Consider the following 17103-nt stretch of genomic DNA (forward strand, 5'->3'; position numbering starts at 1 on the left):
GGGTCGGCTGGATGGGTTTGGCCGCTTACGCGGCGGTCTTCAGCACCTCGCCAAGCGTGCCGATCAGATGATCGATCTGCGCCTCGCTGATGATCAGGGGCGGCGACATGGCGATGATGTCGCCCGTCACGCGGATCAGGATGCCGGCCTCGAACGCGCGCACGAAGATGTCGAAGGCGCGCTTGCCCGGCTGACCCTCGATCGGCGCCAGCTCCACGGCGCCGATCAGGCCCATGTTGCGGATGTCGATCACGTTCGGATGGTCCCGCAGCCCGTGGATCGCCTCTTGCCAATAGGTTTCCAGCGACGCGGCGCGCGTCAGCAGACCTTCCTCGGCATAGGTGTCCAGGGTTGCGATGGCCGCCGCGCAGCTGATCGGGTTCCCGGAATAGGTATAGCCGTGGAACAGTTCGATGATGTGCTCGGGGCCCTGCATGAACGCGTCATAGATCTCCGCGGTGGCCAAGACCGCGCCCATCGGGATCACGCCGTTGGTCAGGCCCTTGGCGCAGGTGATCATGTCGGGGACAACGCCGAAATGCTGGGCCGCGAAGGGGCTGCCCAAGCGTCCGAAACCGGTGATCACCTCGTCGAAGATCAGCAGGATGCCGTGCTTTTTCGTGATCGCGCGCAGCTTTTCCAGATAGCCCTTGGGTGGCATCAGGACGCCGGTCGAACCGGCCATCGGCTCGACGATGACGGCGGCGATCGTCTCGGCTCCGTGCAGGGCCACGATGCGCTCCAGCTCGTCGGCCAGGTTGGCGCCGTGTTCCGGCTGCCCCTTGGTGAAGACGTTCTCGGGCAGATGGGTGTGGGGCATGTGGTCGACGCCCGCCAGCAGGGTGCCGAAATGGCGGCGGTTGTTCACGATGCCCCCGACCGAAATCCCACCGAAGCCCACGCCGTGATAGCCCCGCTCGCGCCCGATCAACCGCGTGCGGGCCGCGTCGCCCCGCGCCCGGTGATAGGCCAGCGCGATCTTCAGCGCGGTATCGACGGCCTCGCTGCCCGAATTCGTGTAGAAGACATGGTCCATCCCGTCGGGCGCGATGTCCACGATGCGGTTGGCCAGCTCGAACGCCAGCGGATGGCCCATCTGGAAGGCGGGGGCATAATCCAGCTCTCCGACCTGGGCCCGCACGGCCTCGGTGATCTTCGGGCGGCAGTGGCCGGCGTTGCAGCACCACAGGCCTGCCGTCCCGTCCAGGATCTGGCGACCGTCTGCGGCCGTGTAATGCATGTCCTTGGACGCAACCAACATCCGCGGCGCCGACTTGAACTGACGGTTCGCGGTATAGGGCATCCAGAAGGCGCGCAGGTCATTCGGGGCGGGCTTGCGGTCAAGCGGCATGGGCATCGTCCTCACGGATTATTGACCAAACGGTCAGGATCAGGCTAGCACGGGGCAGGGGGCAGTCAAGCGTCCTGACAAGCCGGGTGACAATTCCGACCGATCTGCCCAAAATCGGATCATGCCAGAGCCGGAGCTTCGATGACAGAGACCAGCATGCCCCAGATGACCCGGATTCAGCAGAAAAACAGGGAGCTGATCCTGAACGGGGCGTTGGAGGCGTTTTCGGCCAACGGACTGCGCGGCGCGACCATCGACCAGATCGCGCGGGCAGCGGGCCTGTCCAAGCCGAACGTCTTGTATTACTTCGGCTCCAAGGACGAAATCCACAAGGCGCTGCTGACGACCCTGCTGGAGATGTGGCTGGCGCCGATGCGCCAGATCGACCCCGACGGAGAGCCGCTGGCCGAGGTGCTGCGCTATGTGCAGGCCAAGCTGTCGATGTCGCAGGATTATCCCCGCGAAAGCCGCCTGTTCGCCCATGAGATCCTGCAGGGCGCGCCGCATCTGACCGAAATCCTGGGCGGCGATCTGCGACAGATCGTCGACCGAACGGTCGCGGTTCTGGAAGGCTGGATGGACCAAGGGCTGCTCGCGCGGGTCGAGCCGCGCCACCTGATCTTCTCGATCTGGTCGATGACCCAGCACTATGCCGATTTCGAGACGCAGGTCCGCGCCGTTCTGGGAGACGGTCGCGACCCCGTGGCCGAGGGTGCGGCATTCCTGGACGATCTGTACCGAAAGCTGCTGACGCCTTAGCTGGGCTTGTCCAGCATTTCGGCCGCCGTCAGGATCAGCGACAGGTTCTCATGCGCTGCGGCGATGAAATCCTCGCGCGCGCCCGACACCCAATCCTTGGTCGCGGCGTTCGTCGCGGCGATGATCGCGGCGGCCAAAATCTCGATCACGCGTTCGTCCGACCCGGGCATCCGCCGATGCAGCAGCGTACGCATCTGCGCACGGCGCGCCAGCATGGCGCTGTTGCGCAGCGCCTCCAGCTTGGGGTCCTTGTCGGACAGGGCCAGCATCGCGCCGATCAGCTCGCGTTCGTTCAGATATCGGGCCAGATGCGCCTCGATCAGCAGGCCCAGATCCTCGATCAGGCGACCCTTGCCCGCGATGAAGATCTCGGACGCCTCCGGCGGATAGTCGGGCGGCGGACCCATCAGGGCCGCCTCCTTGTAAGGGTAGTAGTTGAAGAAGGTCCGCGTGCTGATGCCCGCATGTCGGGCGATCGCCTCGGTCGTGACATTGGGAAGACCGTCGCGGACGGCCAGTTCGATGGCTGCGGCCTGGATTTTCTTGGCGGTTTTGAAACGGCGCGTCTCGAGAGGGCTCATGCAGGTCCGATCTTGTCTTGTTGTTCCGGCCAGCGTCGCAAGCCAGCGTTGCGGCGGCAAGCCCGAAAAATGCGGAAAACGCCGTCTGCGGATGGCAGAGGGCGTTTGCGCCTTGCGAAAAGGTCGTCTGAAATCAGCTGCCCCAGGTGCGGACGGGACCGCAATCCATGTGCACGAAGTTCGACCGGCTGTAGCGTCCCACGCCACCGGCGCGGCAAGCCACGGCAGCCTGGTACATCTGACCGACCGACCGCGACTTCAGCCGCAGGTCGGCCGCCTTGCCCGTCAGGTGCAGCGAGTTCTGCGCCACGCCGCTGGACTGCCGCCGCAGCATCGCGTTGGTGCGGGGCGAGCGGTATCCCGACAGCATCATGTAGGGTTCGTTGGTCTGCAGCAGGCGCGAGGATGCGGCCGCCACGTCGATCATCCGCGGGTCGATGCCGATCACCTCGCCCGTGCGCCAGTCGCGCATGAAGACGTTGATCTCGTTCAGGGCCTCACGGATGTATTTCCCGTCGACCCAATAGACCGTGTCGATGCTCTCGCCGGTCCGGCCGTTGTACATCTTGACCCGCCGCATGTCGCCCGCATTGCCGCGCAAAAATCCGAAGGCATTCGCCATCACCGGGGTCGCCGCAACACTGGTTGCCGCGAACACACCCAAGATGCCGCGACGGGAGATAATGTCCATTGTCATGTCAGATCGCCTGTCCTGCTTCGTTTTTTTAAGCCGGCGACACGTCGCGGCCTGTCGTGGTTTATCCCCGACCTGATTAACAATATGTCAAAAGCGCGTGCGCGACGAAACGGATTCTGCCGGGATGGCCGATCCTAACCCGAATTTCGGCAAGATTTCGCCTAAAACGGGTAATGTTGCACATCGGCGGCGGCGCTGTGACGTTTTGGCAACCACTGCTTTTCCACTGCACAAACAGATGCGTGGGGTGTGGCGCGCGCACGGCGGTCGTGGGACAATACGGGCAGAATTTCGGAGGTTCAGATGGCGGTTCGAATGGTCCGGGGCGTGCTGGCGCTGACACTGGCAGGGGTCGTCGGCTGGCTTCCCGTTGCGTCCGTCGCACGCGAACCTCTCGCTGCCGTGAGCGTGGCCGCGGCGCCACGGCTGGATTTCACGCCGCAACAGATGGCCTTGGCGCTGGCAGTGTCGGACGATGCCGATCTTGCCTCGTTCTATGGCAGCAACGGATTGCGCCCGATCTTCCTTGGCCCCGAGGGAGAGGCCCGGCGACTCGCTTTGCGGGACGCGATCGGGAACGCCACGCGCCACGGCATCCCCGTTGCCCGATACCAGCCCGACCGCCTGACGGCGACCGAAGGCCTTGCGGCCGAGATAGCCCAAGCCCATGCCCTGTCGCGCCTGCTGCGCGATCTGACCGGCGGCGTGCTGAACCCAATGCGCGTCGACCCCGAGATCAAGCGACAGCCCGTGCGGACCGCGGTTGTCCCGCTGCTGGCGCGGTTCGAGGCGGCGGCGGATCCTGCGGCGGTCCTTGCCGGGGCCGGACCGGACCATCCGGCCTATCTTGCGCTGCAACACGCGCTGTCCGGGCCGGCCGATCTGGTGGTGCCGCAGAGCCTACCAAGGATTGCGACCGGTGTCTGGCGGCCAGGCCAAAGGGCCGCGGCGATCGCCGACCTGCGCACGCGCCTGGCGGCCATCGGGTTTGCCGCCGATGCGCCGGATGCCACGCTGTATGACGATGCCCTTGCGCGGGCGGTCTCGGATTATCAGCGTGCGGCCGGCCTACCGGATGACGGCGTCGCGGGCCCGCGGACCATCGCGGCGCTGAACGGCGATGGCGGCACCGGACAGGACGCGCGGCAACGCGCGATCCTGGTGGCGATGGAGCGGATGCGCTGGATGGCGTCCGAGGATCTGGACAGCCGCCATGTCTGGGTGAACATCCCGGAATTCAGCACGACCATCGTGGAAGACGGGGCCGAGGTGTTCCGCACTCGCAGCGTCATGGGCAAGGACACGCCCGAGATGCGCACGCCCGAATTTTCCGAGATGATGGCCAATGTCGTGGTCAATCCCAGCTGGAACGTGCCGCGGTCCATCGCCGTTCGCGACTATCTGCCCCGCCTGCAGGCGAACCGCCATGCGCTGTCGCATCTGGACGTGGTGGATGGCGCGGGGCGGGTGCTGGCGCGGGACGGCATCGACTTTGGCCGCTATAGCGCCGCCAGCTTTCCGTTCAGGCTGCGCCAGAAGCCAAGCGACGACAATGCCCTTGGCGTGGTCAAGTTCATCTTTCCCAATCCCTGGAACATCTATCTGCACGACACGCCCTCCAAGCACCTGTTTGCGAACCGGGTGCGGGCGGAATCGAATGGCTGCATCCGCATCGGCGACCCGGTCGATCTGGCCCGTGCGCTGCTGTCGCGCCAGACCGATGATCCGGCTGCCATGTTTCAGCGCGCCCGCGACCGGGAACGCGAGACCTGGCTGAAGCTGACGCCGCCGGTTCCCGTGCATCTGGTCTATTTCACCGCCTGGCCCGGCCCGGATGGGCGCATCCGGCTGTTCGACGACATCTATGGTCGCGACGCCCGCATCTGGGAGGCGCTGCAGGCCCAGGGCTTTGGCGCGGCAGCGCCCGCCATGGTCGCGGACCTGAACCCGGGGTTGTGACCCGCCCCGGAACGCGGGCACTGGAAGCAGCCTTGCAAACAGGCTAAGTCCTTGCGCGAAAGGGGGGCCATGGTCCTGACGATGGGTGAGCTGGCGCGGGCTCTGGACGCGCAATGCTGGGGGCGACCAGTCGATCCGCGTGACGGGTGCGGCGGAACCCGCGGCGGTCGGTCCGGTCGACGCGGATGGCGGCACGCTGGCCATGGCCATGGCGCCCAAATACGCCGAGGCGTTTGAAGCCCGGCAGCATCGCCATCCTTGCCGAAGGGATGGACCCCGAGGCTTATGGCCTGAAGGCCGCCATCTTTGCCCCCCGCCCGCGGCTGGTCATGGCCGGTCTGACGCGGGCCTTCGACCGCGGCCCGGACATTGCGCCGGGCATTCATCCGACCGCGGTCATCGACCCCACGGCCACGATCGGCGACGGCGCGGCCATTGCGCCGTTTGTCGTCATCGGCGCGCATGTGCGGATCGGGCAGGGCGCCCGCATCGGGGCGCATGTCAGCATCGGTCGCGGCGCCCGCATCGGCGATCAGGCACTGATCCATCCGGGCGTGCGGATCGGCCATGACGTGACCGCGGGCGACCGTCTGATCGTGCAGCCGGGCGCGTCCATCGGCGGAGACGGGTTTTCCTTCGTCACCCCCGAGGAGTCGGGGATCGAGGAGATCCGCCGCACCCTGGGTGCCCGTGCCGCGGTCAACCAGCAGCACTGGACGCGCATCCATTCGCTTGGCGCGGTCGAGCTGGGTCATGACGTCGAGATCGGCGCGAACGCCACCATCGACCGCGGCACGATCCGGTCGACCCGCGTGGGCGACGGCACCAAGATCGACAACCTGGTGATGCTGGGCCACAACGTCGTCGTGGGCCGTGACTGCCTGCTGTGCAGCCAGGTGGGCGTAGCCGGATCGTCGGTGATCGGCGACAGGGTCGTGCTGGCCGGGCAGGTGGGCGTCAACGACAACATCCAGATCGGGGACGACGTCATCGCGGGCGGTGCCGCCAAGATCTTCACCCGCGTGCCGGCAGGCCGGGTGATCCTGGGCAACCCCGCGGTCAAGATGGAGACCCAGCTGGAGATCCAGAAGGCCATGCGGCGGCTGCCGCGTTTCGCACAACAGCTGTCCAAGCTTCAGGAAACCGTTACACGCCTGTTGGAAAAGGGCTGAACAGGAGGCGACATGACAGACGACATCACGCAGCGCATTCGGGCCATCATCGCGGAACAGGCGATGCTGGAACCCGACCAGATCACCGATGACGCGACCCCCGCCGAACTGGGCATCGACAGTCTGGGCCTGGTCGAATCGATCTTTGCCATCGAGGAAGAGTTCGACATCTCGATCCCGTTCAATGCGAACGAGCCCGAGAAGTCCGACTTCGACATCTCGAACATGGGCACGATCATCGCCGCGGTGCATCGGCTGGTCGCGGAAAAGGCGGAATGACCGCCCCCGTGGACGAGGCGCTGATCGACGCAGGCCGCGCGGCACCCGCGATCCGGCCTGCGGCCGAGACGACCGGCCGCGGCGGGCTGCGCCGCGTGGTGATCACCGGCGCCGGCACGATCAACGCGCTTGGCCACGATGTCGCCACCACCCTAGAGGCGTTCCGCGAGGGTCGCTGCGGGATCACGCAGCTGGATTTTCGCGATGTCGATCGCCTGTCGATCCAGATCGGTGGACAGGTCCACGACTGGACGCCCGAGACCTATTTCAACCGCCAGCAGATCCTGCTCTATGACAAGTTCACCCAGTTCACCCTGCTGGCTGCCAAGCAGGCGGTCGAGCAGTCGGGCCTGCACTTTCAGGGCGCGCTTGGCCTGCGGTCGGGGGTCATCCTGGGCACGGCCGGCGGTGGGCTGAATACCTGGGACGAGAACTATCGCGCCGTCTATGAGGAGGGGAAGAACCGCGTCCATCCCTTCGTGGTCCCCAAGCTGATGAACAATGCCGCGGCCAGCCATGTCAGCATGGAGTTCGGCCTGCGCGGCCCCGCCTTCACCGTCGCCACCGCCTGCGCCAGCAGCAATCATGCGATGGGCCTGGCGTTCCAGATGGTGCGGTCGGGCGCGGCCGACGTCATGCTGTCGGGCGGGTCCGATGCGATGCTGTGCTTTGGCGGCGTCAAGGCATGGGAGGGGCTGCGCGTGATGTCCAAGGACGCCTGCCGCCCCTTCAGCGCCAATCGCAACGGCATGGTCCAGGGCGAAGGCGCAGGCGTCTTCGTCTTCGAGGATTTCGAACACGCCCGGGCGCGTGGCGCCGAGATCCTGGCCGAGGTCGTGGGCTTTGCCATGTCGTCGGATGCGCAGGACATCGTCATGCCATCGGCCCAGGGCGCCGAGCGAGCGATCACCGGGGCGATGGTCGATGCCGGCCTGAACCGCGAGGATATCGGCTATATCAATGCCCACGGAACGGGTACTGCCGCAAATGACAAAACGGAATGTGCGGCGGTCGCCCATGCCTTTGGCCATCACGCGGACCGGTTGATGATGTCGTCGACCAAGTCGATGCACGGCCATCTGATCGGCGGCACCGGCGCGGTCGAACTGCTGGCCTGCATCATGGCGCTGCGCGACGGGGTGATCGCGCCCACGATCGGCTATCAGGAGGCCGACCCCGAATGCGCGCTGGACGTCGTTCCCAACGAGGCCCGTGAGGCGCGGGTCGATGCCGTCCTGTCCAATGCCTTCGCCTTTGGCGGACTGAACGCGGTCATCGCCCTGCGCCGCGTCTGATCGTCATGGGGGACACATGAAAAAGGCCGCGCCCAGGGGACGCGGCCTTTTCCGTTCATGCGATGGCAGGGGCGATCACTCGGCCGGTGCGTCCTCGGCGGGGGCATCCTCTGCCGGTTCTGCATCGGCGGCCGGGGCGGGCGCCGGTGCGGCGGCATAGGCGGCCAGTTCATCGAACGCGGCGGTGAAGCCGGTCAGCGACATGCTCAGCTGGACCGGCGAATCCGGGTCGCCGCCGAAGGGCAGCAGCTGCACGGCCGCGGTGCTGCCGGCCTTCATGCTTGCCAGTTCCTGGTTGGTGAAGCCAAGGCGCGCGACGCAGCCGACCGGCGCGCAGAAGCTGAACGGATAGCCGCGCATCTCGCCTGATCCGATCTGGAAGCCCAGGCCGTCGATCAGGTCCGTCTCCAGCGGCGCAACCAAGGTGGCGCCGGCAGCGACGTCGCCGTTCGACAGCGGAACCATGGTCAGTTCGGCAACCGGGTTGTCGTCGGCATCGGTCAGCAGCTTGTACATCTCGCACGGATCCTTGCCTTGATCGGCGCGGATGCAGCGGATGGTCCAATCGCCATGCTCGGACTTGGCGTAGTAGCTGCCAGGTCCGTTCGGATCGCGCGCGGGCTGACCCGCGGGCGCGTTCTCGGCCGCGGGGGCATCGGCGGGCACGGCTGGCGTCTGTGCATCGGCAGGTGCGGTGGCCGGCGCGTCTGCGGCGGGGGCATCTGCGGCGGGTGCGGCGGTCGCGGGCGCATCGGCGGCGGGGGCTTCCGCCGCGGGGGTTTCGGGCATGGCCGGCGCCGGGGTGTCCTGGGCGAATGCGGGCCCGGTGATCAGGGCGAGGGCGGCCAACAGCGCGTGCGAATGTCTGATGAACATCAATCTTTCTTTCTTTTGCTCAACGCATTGCGGCTGATCTAGCACGGCGCCGGGGCCTTGTCAGTCCCCTGCCAAGACACGCGTTGTCACCAACCCTTGAGGTCGGGACATTGCACGGGATTGCGCATTGAAAAAGTTGCGTGGGAACCGAACCGGCCTGACACGCGTCATGAATTGACGCGAAAGGCCGTGGCTTTCACCACGGCCCCCGACGCGTTGCGTTATTCTCCCTGCCGGACTGGCCGGTCATCATTGAGACGCACGCTAATCGCGTTGGCGTGATCCGTCAACGGTCTATGGATTTTCCCCCGATCACATAAAAAAAGCCGCGCCCGAGGGCGCGGCAGTCCAACAGGGAGGAAGGTCCGGGTCACGGCTGCGATCCGGACAACTTCACCTTGCCATGAAAGCGTTAAAATTGTCTTTTCAAGGCGTGCGTTGCGCAATTTGTTGGTGGGGGATGCGATGGGCCCGGTTCTGGACCTGGATGCGGGAACGATCTTCGTGGGCGGCGCCGGCGCCGGATACGCCACCCCCGAGACGATGCTGCTGAAGCTGGCAAACCGGCACGGGCTGGTCGCGGGTGCGACGGGGACGGGCAAGACCGTCACCCTGCAGACCTTGGCCGAAAGCCTGTCGGCTGCGGGCGTTCCGGTGTTCCTGGCGGATGTGAAGGGCGACCTAGCGGGGCTGGCCAAGGCAGGATCGGATCAAGGCAAGTTGCACGAGCCTTTCCTTGCGAGGGCCGGTCAGATCGGGATCGATCTGACATATGCATCCTATCCGGTGACATTCTGGGATGTCTGGGGACAGCAGGGCCATCCCGTCCGCACCACGCCGGCCGAGATGGGACCGCTGCTGCTGTCGCGCCTGCTGGACCTGACGGAGGCGCAGGAGGGAGTCATGGCGATCGCCTTCCGCGTCGCCGACGAGGAGGGGCTGCCGCTTCTGGACCTCAAAGACCTGCAGTCGATGCTTGTCTGGGTCGGACAGAACGCCGCCGACCTGTCGACGCGCTATGGCAATGTCAGCACCGCCAGCGTTGGCGCGATCCAGCGCGCGCTGCTGGTGCTGGAGACCGAAGGCGGAGCGAACCTGTTTGGCGAGCCGGCGCTGGCACTGACCGACATCATCCGTCAGGACGCGGACGGGCGCGGTGTCATCAGCATCCTGTCGGCAGAGCGCCTGATGAACGCACCTCGCCTGTACGCGACATTCCTGCTGTGGCTGTTGTCGGAGCTCTTCGAGCAGCTGCCCGAAGTGGGCGATCCGGACAAGCCCCGCGTCGCGTTCTTCTTTGACGAGGCGCATCTGCTGTTCGACGACGCGCCGAAGGCCCTGATCGAAAAGGTCGAGCGGGTGGCACGATTGATCCGGTCGAAAGGCGTCAGCATCTGGTTCGTCACCCAGAACCCCGCCGACATTCCCGAATCGGTGCTTGGCCAATTGGGCAACCGGGTTCAGCACGCGCTGCGTGCGTTCACTGCCAAGGATCAGAAAGCCTTGCGCGATGCGGCGCAGAACTATCGGACCAACCCCGATTTAGACATCGCCGAGACGATTCAGCAGGTGGGGACGGGCGAGGCCGTGACCTCGTTCCTGCAGCAGAAGGGTGTGCCGGGCATCGCGCAGCGGACGCTGATCCGACCGCCGTTCAGTCAGGTCGGCCCGATCACGGACCAGGAGCGCGCAGCGATCCGGGCCACGTCCCCGATGGGGCCGAAATACGACACTGCCCTGGATCGTGATTCCGCGCATGAGATGCTGGCACGAAAGACCCAGGCCGCAGCCCAGGCGGCCAGTGCGAAGAAGGATGACGACGGGTTGTTCGACATGCCCGCCGGTGCGGGACGGGGGCGACCATATCAGGCGCCGGCACGCGAGAAGGCTGCCCCACGCGGGCGGTCCGACAGCATCGTGCAGACCTTTGGCAAGAGCCTTGCCCGGCAGTTGGGGACCCGGACCGGGCAGGCGCTGGTCCGGGGCGTTCTGGGTTCCCTGATCAAGAAGCGCTGATGGTCACAGCGCGATGGCCGTGGCCGGCATCGGCGCGGCATCGATCGCGGCACGCATCTCTGCCAGGATGGCGATGACCAGCAGGACGTGGCGGCGCAGGTCGTATTCGGCGGCCTGGGTGACGCGCATGTCGTTCTGGATCTGCTCCTCGGCCCGCAGGCGGGACAGGACGGCGCCCGGCGCAGGGCAGCGGTCGCTGCGCAGCAGGCGGGGCAGGTCGCGATCGCGCTTCCAGGTCTTCTGACCTTCGCGGGCGGCCCGGATCAGCGTTCCGGGACGGCGCAGGCCCTGATTCGTCGGGCGGGGGCGAAAAACGATCACGTTCGAGACTGCGGTCATGGGGCTGATCCTTTGCGTTTGCCACGAGGTCACCTTCACACAACCTTGAGGTGTGTTGCCAAAAGCCCTGCCGCAGCGCGCGGTGGAGCAAGGTTTCTTTAGGAATTGTTAGGGAATGTTGCGGCTATGTGCAGAAACACCCTGTTAACCACAGGGAAAGATTTCAACCCAGGGTAGTCTACTGCCGGGCTGCCCGAGGACGACAAGGGACCTGACATGACCATATTGACCGGTGATTTCGCAATCCACACGGGCATCGCGGAGCACCGTGCGCAGGTGCAAGGGCAGACCTGCGCGCAAGACGACCTGAGCGAGGACGCGCGTCTTTACCTGCGCCATGTCGACCAGGGGGTGACGATCCGTGCCCTGGCGCGCGAGGCCGGTGTTCATGCCTCGACCATCCTCCGCCGCATCCGCCGGTTCGAGGCGCGCCGCGACGATCCGCTGGTGGATGCCGCGCTGGCACCGCGGGCCGAGGGGGCCAATGCGCCTGATGAGCGTCAGGCCCTGCGCGTGCTGCGCCGGTTGGCAGAGCCGGGTGCGTGCATGGCATCGGCCCCCGGCATGGACAAGGCGATCGTCACGCGCGACGACATCCGTACCGCCGTTCTGGAACGCGCCCTGGCAGAGATGATGGCGCTGAAGGGATGGGTCGTGCAGACACGGGGCGGGGGGCGCATCCAGCGCTATGTCATCGCGCCGGCAGGGCGCGAGGCCCTGCGCCAGATGCTGCGGTCGCCCCGCCAGCGCAGCGCCGTGCCGGGGCCATCGTCGTTTGCGGACGCCCACCCGGTCCACGAGGACGCCCAACCCGTCCACGGCATGGCCGAGGCCCAGGCGGCGTTTGACCACGGCGACCGTCACCGGGTGTGGGAGGATCGCGTGATAGACGACCCCGAGGATGGCCGCCGTCGCCAGACCCGGGTGAACATCGCGGAAAGCCCGCTTCTGGTGCTGGCGCGGCGGCGTGACCATGATGGGCAGGCATTCCTGACCCCGGGCATGGTCACCGCGGGCGAACGCCTGCGCGAGGATTTCGAGTTGGCCCAGATGGGTCCGCGCGTCACCCAGAACTGGGACGGCTTCATGACCTCGGGGATCGACGTGTCGCGTGGCGGCGGCGGTTATCGCGGCGGATCGGAATCCGCGCGCGACCGGGTGGCCGTCGCGCTGCGCGACCTGGGTCCGGGCATGGGCGACATCGTCCTTCGGGTGTGCTGCTTTCTGGAGGGGATCGAGATGACGGAACGGCGTCTTGGCTGGTCCGCACGGTCTGGAAAAATCGTCCTGCGTCTGGCCCTGATGCGGCTGGAGCGGCACTATGAGGAAACCTACGGCAAGGGATCGCGGCTGATCGGCTGAAGGTCATTGCCGCAGACGGGGACTGGTCGATAAGATGGTGGGCGTTGACCGCGCGTCGTTGATCAGGCCCCCTTATGAATATCACCCTGCGCCAGCTGCACTATTTCTTGTCCCTGGCGCAGCACACCCATTTCACACGCGCCGCCGAATCGATCAACGTCACGCAACCCGCGCTGTCCATGCAGATCCGCGCGCTGGAGGAGGAGATCGGCGCCCGCCTGGTCGAACGCACCCCGCAAGGTGTCGTCCTGACCCCGCAGGGCCGCGCGCTGCAGGACCACGCCCAACGGGTCATGGCCGCGATGACCGATCTGGAACAGGACCTGCGGCAGCCGGGGCAGGGCGGCCGGTTGATGCTGGGCATGATCCCCACCGTCGCGCCCTATCTGCTGCCCGAGGCGCTGCCCCTTTTGCGGGCGCGCGACATCGGGCGCGACCTGCATCTGCGCGAGGCGCAGACAGACCGCCTGTTGGACGAACTGCAGGCGGGGCGGCTGGATGCCATCGTTGTCGCCAGCCCGCCTGAGGGGCCTGGCCTGCAGGCCATACCGCTGTTCGCCGACCGCTTTCTGCTGGCCGGCAGCGCGGCGCGAATCGCCGATCTGCGCAGCCGACCGCTGTCCCCTGACGCGCTGGATCCCGGCCAACTTCTGTTGCTGGACGAGGGGCATTGCCTGGGGGACCAGGCCCTGGAGGTCTGCGGGCTGAACCGCCGCGCGGCGCGATTGGACCTGGGGGCTGCGTCGCTGTCGACCCTGTGCCGCCTTGCCGCGCAGGGCATGGGCCTGACCTTCCTGCCCGAGATCGCCCGCCGGCAGGAGCTGGCCGCGGCACCCGGTCTGACGGCCGTCAGATTTCCCGACCCCCAGCCCGCGCGGCAGGTCATGCTGATGCGCCGCGCATCGACTCCGGGGCAGGGCTGGTTCGACGATCTGGCCCGCCTGCTGACCGCGGCGGCGCGGCCGCTGCTGGATCTGGGCTGACCGCAAGGCAGCCATGTGGACGCAGGGGCAGGGGATGCGTTGCCAAATCGTTGCAAAGCCCCTATTTCTGCCCGAACCGCGACCGAAAGGACCATGACCTTGCGCGACCTCAGGATCCCGGATCAGCGCCACCCGGAAAAGGCGCACCGACCCGATCAGGCCCAGCCCAAGAAGCCGGACTGGATTCGCGTCAAGGCGCCCACCTCTGCGGGGTACAAGCAGACGCGCGACCTGCTGCGCGAGAACCGCCTGTCAACCGTCTGCGAGGAGGCGGGCTGTCCCAATGTCGGCGAATGCTGGAGCCAGGGCCACGCCACCATGATGATCATGGGCGAGATCTGCACCCGCGGCTGCACGTTCTGCAACGTCGCGACGGGCAAGCCGCAGGCGCTGGACACGTTCGAACCCGGCCGCGTCGCCCATGCCGTGCAGAAGCTGGGTCTGAACCACGTCGTGATCACCAGCGTCGATCGCGACGACTTGGACGATGGCGGGGCCGAGCATTTTGCCCAGACCATCCGGGCGATCCGACACCGCTCTCCGACCTCCACGATCGAGGTGCTGGTGCCCGACTTTCTGAAGTCAAAGCCTGGCGCCTTGGAGACCGTGGTCGAGGCGCGTCCCGATGTGTTCAACCACAACCTTGAAACGGTGCCGGGCCTGTACCCGGAGGTCCGTCCCGGCGCCCGCTATTTCCATTCGCTGCGCCTGCTGCAGCGGGTCAAGGAACTGGACCCGTCGATGTTCACCAAATCCGGCATCATGGTCGGATTGGGAGAGGATCGCCAAGGCGTGCTGCAGGTCATGGACGACATGCGCGCGGCTGACATCGACTTCATCACCATCGGCCAGTATCTGCAGCCCAGCCCCAAGCACCATCGTGTCGACCGCTTCGTCACGCCCGAGGAATTTTCGGGCTATGAGAAGGCCGCCTATGGCAAGGGTTTCCTGATGGTCTCGGCGACGCCGCTGACCCGGTCGTCGTATCATGCGGGCGATGACTTTGCGCAGCTTCGCGACGCACGACTGGTCAAGCTGGGTCGCGCCTGAGGCCGCGGGGCAGGGGGCGCACGCCGCCCCTTGCAAATCGCCGCGACTGGATTTACGCCAAGCCCAACGGTCCGCACGGACCGCCGCCGAAAGGGCGCCGGGACCAGTCCGGGGGCGTGGCGGAATGGTAGACGCGACGGATTCAAAATCCGTTTCAGCAATGAGTGCCGGTTCGAGTCCGGCCGCCCCTACCACGCCCTTTCGCGTTCAACACTGGCAAAGATTTTGCTGCAGTGCGGGAACAATCCAGACCCTGTGACGGTTTGTCCATCGACGGTGACAAGACGCCGATGAAAGGACATTACCATGGCACATAACCCCACTGCTGACGACATCAAACGCGACGCCCGTTCGGCTGCGAACGAAGCCCACGGCGACCTGAAGGATGGTGCCCGCAAGATCGCGGACGACGTTCGTGACACCGCACGCGAACTGTCCGACAACTCGGGTGCGGCACGCCTGAAAGAGCGTGGCGCAGCACTGGCCGATGATGCCGTCGAAACGGGCAAGTACTATGCCGAACGCGCCCGCGAGACCGGTCAGGATTATGCCGACCGCGCGCGTCTGGAAGCAGAGCGCCTGTACGAAGCAGGCCAGCAGAAGGCGACCGAAGTCGCGCATTACGCCGAAGAGCGTTATGACGAAGTGTCCGAGATGGTTCGCCGCAACCCGGCGCAGGCCTTGGGTATCGCGGCCGGTGTCGGCTTCCTGGTCGGTCTGCTGATCTCGCGTCGCTGAGGTCGGGCATATGTTCGATTTCGCCCGACGCGTTCAGGAAGCTGTCGGCGACACGGTCCGGCGCACGGCCATGAAGGCCGTCGCCGGAATGGTCGGACTGATGGCTGGCGGATTCTTGACGGCTGCCTTGTGGTCGTGGCTTGCCAACGATCTGGATTGGGGCTCGACCTTGGCGTCGTTGACCATCGGAGTAGGATTGATCCTGCTGATGATCATCCTTCTGGCCATGTCGGCTAAGCGCAAGCACACTATGCCGACAACCGATGATCTAAAACGTGAGGTTGAAGCTCGGGTTTCTTTGGCGACCGATGCGGCGGCGACGCGTGCGCGGGCGGAGGCCACGCGAATTGTCGAACTGGCCGAAGCGAAGGCACATTCGCTGATGGATCAGGCTGGCTCTCGCGCGACCAAACTTGCTTCGGATGCCGAGGAAAAGTTGTTTGGCAGCGTCCGCAATACCGCCCGCGCGGCCGGTCTGACGTCGTCCAACGTTACTGCTGCAAAGGAGTCGTTTCAAAACGGCGCGCATCAGTTACGCCAAGCGACCGACAGCAATGCTGGAACGATGACGAAGCTGGTTGGAGCGTTCGCTGTCGGTGTCACGTTGGCCGCAGCAATGCAGGAACGTCGACACGACAGGATGGATTACGACCCCGACGACATGATGTGAAAAAGGGCGCCTCGGCGCCCTTTTTTTGTTCCAGATCAGGCATTTGCCTCGCGGATCTTGTTGGCCGCGTCCTTGTCGAACGCGACGCCCTTTTTTTCCAACAGCTGATCAAGCTCTCCTGACAATGTCATCTCGGTGATGATGTCGCAGCCACCCACGAACTCACCCTTGACGTAAAGCTGGGGAATGGTGGGCCAGTCGGAGAAATCCTTGATCCCTTGGCGGATGTCAGCGTCCGACAATACGTTCACGCCCTCGTAAGGCACGCCCATATAGTTCAGAACGCCGGCAACTCTGCTCGAAAAACCGCATTGGGGCATCTCGGGCGTGCCTTTCATGAACAGGACCACATCGTTGCGGTCGATCATGTCTTGGATGCGCGTGTTCGCGTCGCTCATATCGGCAATCCTTGTAATGGGGCAGGGGGCGCGTCAGTCTGGCGCCTTGGTGGTCAGGGCAAGCGCATGCAACTCTCCGGCGGGGCCGTCCATCTTGCCCTGAAGGGCGGCATAGACGGCGCGCTGTTGCTGCACGCGGTTCAGCCCGCGAAAGCTTTCGTCGATAACTTCGGCGGCATAGTGGTTTCCATCACCGGCCAGATCAGTGATCGTGATCTTTGCCTGGGGAAAAGAGACCCGCAGAAGGGCCTCGATATCATGCGCTTCCATGGCCATGGGCGGATCCTTGTCTTTGTCACACATGATGTAGGGGATGCCGGCAAGGGCTGCAAGACCGGCACGAAAACGGCCGCGTTCCAGAGAAACGCGGCCGCCACGATTAATCTTATCAAGGTTTACTGCGTTGCGCTGACCGCACCCACGGTTCCGCCGACAACCGCGCCGGCCGGACCCGCCACGGCCGCACCGCCAAGACCGCCGGTCGCAGCGCGCTCGCCAACCGTCGTCCCGCATGCAGAAAGCGCCAGCATCGCGCCGCACAGACCCACAGCTACATATTTCATGATGAATGTCCTTTG

Annotated in this window: 18 protein-coding genes, 1 tRNA gene and 1 pseudogene; 12 read left to right on the forward strand and 8 right to left on the reverse strand. The window is 65.6% G+C overall.

Annotation, left to right across the window (positions count from 1 at the left end; genetic code table 11):
• Positions 1 to 25: 25 nt before the first annotated feature.
• On the reverse strand, positions 26 to 1351 hold the full coding sequence (locus tag F1642_RS03280) for an aspartate aminotransferase family protein (protein WP_194885431.1): 1326 nt from the start codon (positions 1349 to 1351) through the stop codon (positions 26 to 28).
• 141 nt (positions 1352 to 1492) lie between these two features.
• On the opposite strand from F1642_RS03280, the gene F1642_RS03285 reads away from it, so the two are divergent.
• Entirely contained in the window at positions 1493 to 2110 is a 618-nt protein-coding gene (locus tag F1642_RS03285; RefSeq protein WP_232303252.1) for a TetR family transcriptional regulator C-terminal domain-containing protein, read from the forward strand.
• Here F1642_RS03285 and F1642_RS03290 read toward each other — a convergent pair.
• Together F1642_RS03290 and F1642_RS03295 are read right to left on the reverse strand one after the other, a co-directional pair.
• Positions 2107 to 2691, reverse strand: coding sequence for a TetR/AcrR family transcriptional regulator (locus F1642_RS03290; protein WP_052714525.1), 585 nt, complete (start codon positions 2689 to 2691; stop codon positions 2107 to 2109). The two genes, F1642_RS03285 and F1642_RS03290, sit on opposite strands and share 4 nt — an antisense overlap.
• Positions 2692 to 2824: 133 nt before the next feature.
• Positions 2825 to 3388, reverse strand: coding sequence for a DUF882 domain-containing protein (locus F1642_RS03295; protein ID WP_045980855.1), 564 nt, complete (start codon positions 3386 to 3388; stop codon positions 2825 to 2827).
• Positions 3389 to 3691: 303 nt separating this feature from the next.
• Between F1642_RS03295 and F1642_RS03300 the strand changes: the two genes are divergently transcribed.
• The 4 genes and pseudogenes from F1642_RS03300 to F1642_RS03315 all read left to right on the forward strand — a co-directional run bounded on the left by F1642_RS03300 (position 3692) and on the right by F1642_RS03315 (position 8093).
• Positions 3692 to 5347, forward strand: a complete 1656-nt coding sequence (locus F1642_RS03300) for a murein L,D-transpeptidase (protein ID WP_255522068.1) — start codon at positions 3692 to 3694, stop codon at positions 5345 to 5347.
• A gap of 69 nt (positions 5348 to 5416) precedes the next feature.
• Positions 5417 to 6519: pseudogene (locus F1642_RS03305) on the forward strand (UDP-3-O-(3-hydroxymyristoyl)glucosamine N-acyltransferase).
• A gap of 12 nt (positions 6520 to 6531) precedes the next feature.
• A complete protein-coding gene (locus F1642_RS03310; RefSeq protein ID WP_045980857.1) occupies positions 6532 to 6798 on the forward strand; it encodes an acyl carrier protein in 267 nt (88 codons plus the stop codon).
• A gap of 86 nt (positions 6799 to 6884) precedes the next feature.
• Positions 6885 to 8093, forward strand: a complete 1209-nt coding sequence (locus tag F1642_RS03315; RefSeq protein ID WP_045980892.1) for a beta-ketoacyl synthase — start codon at positions 6885 to 6887, stop codon at positions 8091 to 8093.
• Between the two features lie 75 nt (positions 8094 to 8168).
• On the opposite strand, the gene F1642_RS03320 is transcribed toward F1642_RS03315, so the two are convergent.
• Positions 8169 to 8969 (reverse strand): invasion associated locus B family protein, encoded by an 801-nt coding sequence (locus F1642_RS03320; protein WP_194885432.1) that lies wholly within the window; start codon positions 8967 to 8969, stop codon positions 8169 to 8171.
• Between the two features lie 465 nt (positions 8970 to 9434).
• Here F1642_RS03320 and F1642_RS03325 point away from each other — a divergent pair, with 465 nt between their 5' ends.
• Positions 9435 to 10985, forward strand: a complete 1551-nt coding sequence (locus F1642_RS03325) for a helicase HerA-like domain-containing protein (protein WP_194885433.1) — start codon at positions 9435 to 9437, stop codon at positions 10983 to 10985.
• Positions 10986 to 10988: 3 nt separating this feature from the next.
• Here F1642_RS03325 and F1642_RS03330 read toward each other — a convergent pair whose 3' ends face one another.
• Positions 10989 to 11324 carry a DUF6477 family protein gene (locus F1642_RS03330; RefSeq protein ID WP_045980859.1) on the reverse strand — a complete coding sequence of 112 codons (336 nt, stop codon included), beginning with the start codon at positions 11322 to 11324 and terminating at the stop codon, positions 10989 to 10991.
• A gap of 216 nt (positions 11325 to 11540) precedes the next feature.
• On the opposite strand from F1642_RS03330, the gene F1642_RS03335 reads away from it, so the two are divergent.
• From F1642_RS03335 to F1642_RS03360, 6 genes are all read left to right on the forward strand, one after another.
• A complete protein-coding gene (locus F1642_RS03335) occupies positions 11541 to 12686 on the forward strand; it encodes a DUF6456 domain-containing protein (RefSeq protein WP_157020396.1) in 1146 nt (381 codons plus the stop codon).
• 74 nt (positions 12687 to 12760) lie between these two features.
• Positions 12761 to 13669, forward strand: coding sequence for a hydrogen peroxide-inducible genes activator (locus F1642_RS03340; RefSeq protein ID WP_194885434.1), 909 nt, complete (start codon positions 12761 to 12763; stop codon positions 13667 to 13669).
• Between the two features lie 93 nt (positions 13670 to 13762).
• The gene (lipA, locus tag F1642_RS03345) at positions 13763 to 14719 is read left to right on the forward strand and encodes a lipoyl synthase (RefSeq protein WP_148911670.1); all 957 of its coding nucleotides are present in this window, start codon (positions 13763 to 13765) and stop codon (positions 14717 to 14719) included.
• A 110-nt stretch (positions 14720 to 14829) separates the two neighbouring features.
• Positions 14830 to 14913, forward strand: a tRNA-Leu gene (locus F1642_RS03350).
• 112 nt (positions 14914 to 15025) lie between these two features.
• A complete protein-coding gene (locus tag F1642_RS03355; protein ID WP_194885435.1) occupies positions 15026 to 15457 on the forward strand; it encodes a YqjD family protein in 432 nt (143 codons plus the stop codon).
• Between the two features lie 10 nt (positions 15458 to 15467).
• Positions 15468 to 16127 carry a phage holin family protein gene (locus F1642_RS03360; protein ID WP_194885436.1) on the forward strand — a complete coding sequence of 220 codons (660 nt, stop codon included), beginning with the start codon at positions 15468 to 15470 and terminating at the stop codon, positions 16125 to 16127.
• Between the two features lie 35 nt (positions 16128 to 16162).
• Here the strand turns inward: F1642_RS03360 and grxD are convergent, their stop codons facing one another.
• The 3 genes from grxD to F1642_RS03375 all read right to left on the reverse strand — a co-directional run bounded on the left by grxD (position 16163) and on the right by F1642_RS03375 (position 17088).
• Positions 16163 to 16525: a Grx4 family monothiol glutaredoxin gene (grxD, locus tag F1642_RS03365; protein WP_045999222.1), complete on the reverse strand. Its 363-nt coding sequence runs from the start codon at positions 16523 to 16525 to the stop codon at positions 16163 to 16165.
• Positions 16526 to 16558: 33 nt separating this feature from the next.
• On the reverse strand, positions 16559 to 16801 hold the full coding sequence (locus tag F1642_RS03370; protein WP_045999221.1) for a BolA/IbaG family iron-sulfur metabolism protein: 243 nt from the start codon (positions 16799 to 16801) through the stop codon (positions 16559 to 16561).
• Between the two features lie 119 nt (positions 16802 to 16920).
• The gene (locus F1642_RS03375; RefSeq protein ID WP_176695092.1) at positions 16921 to 17088 is read right to left on the reverse strand and encodes a hypothetical protein; all 168 of its coding nucleotides are present in this window, start codon (positions 17086 to 17088) and stop codon (positions 16921 to 16923) included.
• Between the last annotated feature and the right edge of the window lie 15 nt (positions 17089 to 17103).

This window comes from Paracoccus sp. NBH48 (genome assembly GCF_015390265.1).
Classification (GTDB): domain Bacteria; phylum Pseudomonadota; class Alphaproteobacteria; order Rhodobacterales; family Rhodobacteraceae; genus Paracoccus; species Paracoccus marcusii.

What these genes read in the sequence shown, in the direction of transcription:
- F1642_RS03370 (WP_045999221.1), bottom strand. Translation starts at nt 16,801, where the DNA reads ATGGCCATGGAAGCGCATGATATCGAGGCCCTTCTGCGGGTCTCTTTT.
- F1642_RS03300 (WP_255522068.1), top strand. Translation starts at nt 3,692, where the DNA reads ATGGCGGTTCGAATGGTCCGGGGCGTGCTGGCGCTGACACTGGCAGGG.
- F1642_RS03325 (WP_194885433.1), top strand. Translation starts at nt 9,435, where the DNA reads ATGGGCCCGGTTCTGGACCTGGATGCGGGAACGATCTTCGTGGGCGGC.
- F1642_RS03310 (WP_045980857.1), top strand. Translation starts at nt 6,532, where the DNA reads ATGACAGACGACATCACGCAGCGCATTCGGGCCATCATCGCGGAACAG.
- lipA (WP_148911670.1), top strand. Translation starts at nt 13,763, where the DNA reads ATGACCTTGCGCGACCTCAGGATCCCGGATCAGCGCCACCCGGAAAAG.
- F1642_RS03280 (WP_194885431.1), bottom strand. Translation starts at nt 1,351, where the DNA reads ATGCCGCTTGACCGCAAGCCCGCCCCGAATGACCTGCGCGCCTTCTGG.
- F1642_RS03355 (WP_194885435.1), top strand. Translation starts at nt 15,026, where the DNA reads ATGGCACATAACCCCACTGCTGACGACATCAAACGCGACGCCCGTTCG.
- F1642_RS03290 (WP_052714525.1), bottom strand. Translation starts at nt 2,691, where the DNA reads ATGAGCCCTCTCGAGACGCGCCGTTTCAAAACCGCCAAGAAAATCCAG.
- F1642_RS03285 (WP_232303252.1), top strand. Translation starts at nt 1,493, where the DNA reads ATGACAGAGACCAGCATGCCCCAGATGACCCGGATTCAGCAGAAAAAC.
- F1642_RS03330 (WP_045980859.1), bottom strand. Translation starts at nt 11,324, where the DNA reads ATGACCGCAGTCTCGAACGTGATCGTTTTTCGCCCCCGCCCGACGAAT.
- F1642_RS03375 (WP_176695092.1), bottom strand. Translation starts at nt 17,088, where the DNA reads ATGAAATATGTAGCTGTGGGTCTGTGCGGCGCGATGCTGGCGCTTTCT.
- F1642_RS03340 (WP_194885434.1), top strand. Translation starts at nt 12,761, where the DNA reads ATGAATATCACCCTGCGCCAGCTGCACTATTTCTTGTCCCTGGCGCAG.
- F1642_RS03335 (WP_157020396.1), top strand. Translation starts at nt 11,541, where the DNA reads ATGACCATATTGACCGGTGATTTCGCAATCCACACGGGCATCGCGGAG.
- grxD (WP_045999222.1), bottom strand. Translation starts at nt 16,525, where the DNA reads ATGAGCGACGCGAACACGCGCATCCAAGACATGATCGACCGCAACGAT.
- F1642_RS03320 (WP_194885432.1), bottom strand. Translation starts at nt 8,969, where the DNA reads ATGTTCATCAGACATTCGCACGCGCTGTTGGCCGCCCTCGCCCTGATC.
- F1642_RS03295 (WP_045980855.1), bottom strand. Translation starts at nt 3,388, where the DNA reads ATGACAATGGACATTATCTCCCGTCGCGGCATCTTGGGTGTGTTCGCG.
- F1642_RS03360 (WP_194885436.1), top strand. Translation starts at nt 15,468, where the DNA reads ATGTTCGATTTCGCCCGACGCGTTCAGGAAGCTGTCGGCGACACGGTC.